Source organism: Butyrivibrio sp., from assembly GCF_017433805.1.
Taxonomy (GTDB): Bacteria; Bacillota; Clostridia; order Lachnospirales; family Lachnospiraceae; genus Butyrivibrio.
In genome coordinates this window covers 1-3,328 of record NZ_JAFRGN010000041.1, presented here as the reverse complement: position 1 = coordinate 3,328, position 3,328 = coordinate 1, and the positions used below count along the sequence as shown (strand labels likewise).

Here is a 3,328-nt window from a genome sequence, read left to right as displayed (position 1 = left end):
GGAGCAGAGGTTATCGGCTACAACCAGCCAGCTTCTCTTCCATACCCAACAGAGAACCCATTCGCTTAATTTGATAAGTGGATACATAAATGATAATCTTAAGGCGTACACCATTTGGTGTGCGCCTTATTTAGTACATATTCAAGGAGGAATAGCATAAAGATTGTTGTAGCTGATAAAGATAGTGTAGGAAATGATATGGACTATACGCTCTATGATGAGCTTGGTGAAGTAACCTACTATGATGACAAGATAACAGAAGATAATGCCAGGGAAAGACTGGCCGGGGCACAGGTTCTTTTGATCAATAAGAGTGCCATTACAGATAAGATACTGGATGATGCACCTGACCTTAAGCTCATCTGCGAATTTGCCACGGGCTTTGATAATGCCAATATTCCTGCCTGTGACAGACATGGAGTTAAGGTTGCCAATGTAGTCAACTATTCAACGGCTTCTGTAGCGCAGCATACCTTTGCGCTCCTCTTTTATCTTATGGAGAATATGCGCCACTACGACGAATTTGTTAAGGATGGCAGCTATGCTAATCAATCACATTTCTGCTGTCTTGATATTCCTTTTCACGAGCTTGATGGAATGACCTACGGAATAGTAGGAATGGGAAACATAGGTAGGAAGGTTGCTCAGATAGCAACAGCTTTTGGTGCTAAGGTCATCTTTTACTCAGCATCAGGAAATAGTACCTGTACAGATTATGAGAGAGTAGAATTTGACGAGCTTCTCAGCCGAAGCGATGTGATCTCCATCCATTGTCCTCTCAGCGACAGGACAAGAAATCTTTTTGATAAAAAAGCTTTCGATAAAATGAAAAAGACAGCAATCCTCATAAATGTTGCCAGAGGTGCTGTCGTAAGTGAGCAGGATCTGTATGATGCCCTTTCAGAAGGAAAGATACAGGCTGCAGGTCTTGATGTATTAAATCCCGAGCCAATGGCTAAGGATTCACCACTTCTTAAGATTCAGGATAGTGGTAAGCTTGTTGTAACTCCCCATCTGGCATGGGCAAGCACTGAAGCTCGCCGCAGATGCCTTGAGGAAGTTAAAAAGAATGTAGAAGCTTTTATACGCGGAGAAATGAGAAATATCGTTAATCCTTAATATTTCTCAGGCTTTATTGAAAGCCAGCTGCGCGAAATTGTAGAAACCAAGATACCAGATGTGGAAATCATGTCCACCATCTACTTCCTGCCACATGAAGTTCTCGCCGTCCACAAGCTTGTCGCAGAGTGCAGGAAGAGTCTTGGCAGCAGCTGATGAACTGGCATAAGCTGTTCTATCCTGTAAGCCACAGATATTGTAGAAATAGTTAATAGGGTATTCGCTGTCGGCAACAATAGATGCTGTCTTGGAAGCTATGTTACTTGTAGGAGCAGCTGAGAATGCACCAAAGTAACTGAACATATCAAGACATTCTCCGATACCGATATTGATTGTCTGCATACCACCCATAGATAAACCTGCGATAGCTCTGTGATCGCGGGCTGCAGAGATGTCATAGCCTTCTTCGTAATCGGCATAGGTGCTGTAATGTGAGTCGATATATGGGATCAGATCATTTCTAAGCTCCTGACCAAACAGGTAGAAGGACTGATAACCAGAACCTTTCTCGCCGCCTTTTTTACCGGCTCTTCCGTTTGGGGTTACAACAATGAACGGTTCAACATCACCGTAGTATCCAAGGTTATCCATGATAGCTTTTACTCTGGAAGTGCTCTTGTTCATGCCCCATTCATCTTCACTTCCGCCGATTCCATGCATAAGGATCATGACGTTATATTTTTTGTCCGCACTGTAGTCTGCAGGAAGGTATACGTTAGCTTCCTTGGTGTACTCACTTCCATCACCAGCGTAGTCATAGGTTGTGTAAGTGATTCGCTCGATTGTACCAGAGCCTTCACCGGTTCTAAGGGCTGTATATTTAGGAAGGACCATTTCTCCAACTTCTGCATGTTGCTCGGAGGCTTCAGCCTTAGCTTCTTCCTGACTGCTATCAGAGGATGAAGCACTAGAAGCATCTTCTGCTGAAGCTTCAGTTGTACTTTCTGTAGCTGATTCACTGCTAAGATCTGCTGAATCTGCCTCTGCAGAATAAGAAGTTTCCTCTGCAATTGCCCTTTCTATATCATTTCCGCAGGCGGTGAGCGATACACAGGTGAGTATCATCGCCATTAATAGTTTCTTTTTCATGTTACAAAATGTGTTTCCTTTCATATAATCTTCCTTAGAATTGTAAGCTTTTTCGCGGGAAAATGCTTATCACTTAGTTGCCAGTTGTTCACATATTTTGCTAATATTTCTCTTTATAATGTGGAGACTGGGTGTTACTATTATGATAGATAGTGGTCGTACAGATGAGGCCACAGAATACGGGGGTTACAGATGAAAAGACAAATGATCAGAAGATCCTTAGGGATTCTTTTAGCTATAGTAAGTATAGTGTCACTGGATTTCACAGCAGTATCAGCACAGGCTACAGAAGGAATCGCAGCATCTCTCCAGTCCAAGGTTGCTAATTCAGATAGCGCAGAAGCTGGAAAGGGTGCTCCATCAAGCGCAGGCGCGGCAGCAGCCCTGGCTGCTCTTGAGGCAGATACAGCGACTACAATTACTACAGAGGTAGTGGAGGAAGAGACAGCTGTAGTGATTCCTCAGAACAATACGGTAGTTGTTAACGGAGTTATTACTAAGACCACTCTGGATGGACATTATTATGCCTACAGCATTCCTGGACTTGCAGTGGTTTCATCACTTGCTGATCTTCAGAAGCAGGCAAACTTCATGGTCCTTGAATATTTCTTTGTGTCAACATGGGATCTGTACAAATACACAGCACCTCAGGCAGTTGAGACCATGGATATAATTGCTAAATCTCAGAATGCTGAGCTTGGAGCTACCTTCCAGATGACTGTCAGCAGATACTTCTCAACTAAGGTATATCCTTATGAGAATGATGAAATGCAGGTAACTACCAAGGTTTCAATTCCTACTGCTTTTAGAAGCGAGAATAATACTTACGCTATGGTTTATGTTAAGAACGGAGGAGCATATGAGATCCTTCCAGATCTTGATGATGAACCAACAACCATTACTTATAATGCTCATGCAGGAACTGGAGCATATGGAATAATCAAATATCTGGACAGATAAAATGCTCAAAGAGGCCTATATGGCCTCTTTTTTCTTGCGTTGACTAGTAAACGGCTAACCCTTATAATTTACATGTTAAGAAAAACTTAAAATATGAGGGGAAAAGTATGTTTAAAAGTTTAAAGAAAGCCTTACTTTCTGTAGGTGCGCTTATCGGGGC

Annotated in this window: 3 protein-coding genes; 2 read left to right on the top strand and 1 reads right to left on the bottom strand. The window is 42.5% G+C overall.

Translation table 11 applies throughout. From position 1 onward, the window contains the following. The first annotated feature begins 198 nt into the window (after window positions 1–198). Window positions 199–1,119 (top strand): NAD(P)-dependent oxidoreductase, encoded by a 921-nt coding sequence (locus IJI01_RS10925; protein ID WP_292190078.1) that lies wholly within the window; start codon window positions 199–201, stop codon window positions 1,117–1,119. A gap of 6 nt (window positions 1,120–1,125) precedes the next feature. On the opposite strand, the gene IJI01_RS10920 is transcribed toward IJI01_RS10925, so the two are convergent. Then, a complete protein-coding gene (locus IJI01_RS10920; protein ID WP_292190075.1) occupies window positions 1,126–2,232 on the bottom strand; it encodes an alpha/beta hydrolase in 1,107 nt (368 codons plus the stop codon). 168 nt (window positions 2,233–2,400) lie between these two features. On the opposite strand from IJI01_RS10920, the gene IJI01_RS10915 reads away from it, so the two are divergent. Then, the gene (locus IJI01_RS10915; protein WP_292190072.1) at window positions 2,401–3,168 is read left to right on the top strand and encodes a hypothetical protein; all 768 of its coding nucleotides are present in this window, start codon (window positions 2,401–2,403) and stop codon (window positions 3,166–3,168) included. The last annotated feature ends 160 nt before the right edge of the window (window positions 3,169–3,328 follow it).

Excerpts from the sequence above, each read along its gene's own strand:
- IJI01_RS10925 (WP_292190078.1), top strand. The coding sequence starts at position 199 with ATGGACTATACGCTCTATGATGAGCTTGGTGAAGTAACCTACTATGAT.
- IJI01_RS10920 (WP_292190075.1), bottom strand. The coding sequence starts at position 2,232 with ATGAAAGGAAACACATTTTGTAACATGAAAAAGAAACTATTAATGGCG.
- IJI01_RS10915 (WP_292190072.1), top strand. The coding sequence starts at position 2,401 with ATGAAAAGACAAATGATCAGAAGATCCTTAGGGATTCTTTTAGCTATA.